A 538-nucleotide genomic window follows, 5' to 3' on the forward strand; every position below is an offset into this window, starting at 1 on the left:
CCCTGGGCCAGCACGGCCAGCAGCAGCGTGCTGATGCCGAACTGGATCATGACGTCCGAGCCGTACAGCGGCAGCAGCGCCAGCGCGATCAGCACCAGCACGATCAGGATCGGGCGCAGCGTCTTCATGCCGTCCTCCCGAGCAGGCCGCTGGGCCGCAGGATCAGCACCAGCACCAGCACGCCGAAGCTGGCCACGTCAGAGAACGTGGGCCCCACGTACAGCGTGGTCAGCGATTCGACCAGCCCCAGGAACAGGCCGCCGACGATCACGCCCAAGGGGTTGTCCAGCCCGCCGATGATGGAGATGGCGAAGGACTTGGCGGTCAGCGAGCCGCCGATGTAGGGGTTGATCTGCGAGACCGTGCCGTACAGGCCGCCGGCCGCCCCGGCCAGCGCCAGGCCCAGGCCGAAGGTGACGGCGTACAGGTGGCGCGGCTCGACGCCGTACAGGCGCGCGGCCACCAGGTTCTGGGCGGTGGCGCGTATGGCGCGGCCCAGCCGCGAGCGCAGCAGGAAGTACCACATGCCCACGGTCAG

Annotated in this window: 1 protein-coding gene; it reads right to left on the minus strand. The window is 69.9% G+C overall.

Annotated elements, in window-relative coordinates; translation table 11 throughout:
- Positions 1 to 124: 124 nt before the first annotated feature.
- Positions 125 to 538: branched-chain amino acid ABC transporter permease (locus tag CEY11_RS24950; protein ID WP_143323056.1), on the minus strand; the 414-nt coding region annotated here is incomplete at its 5' end.

It is taken from the genome of Candidimonas nitroreducens (genome assembly GCF_002209565.1).
GTDB lineage: Bacteria > Pseudomonadota > Gammaproteobacteria > Burkholderiales > Burkholderiaceae_B > Candidimonas > Candidimonas nitroreducens.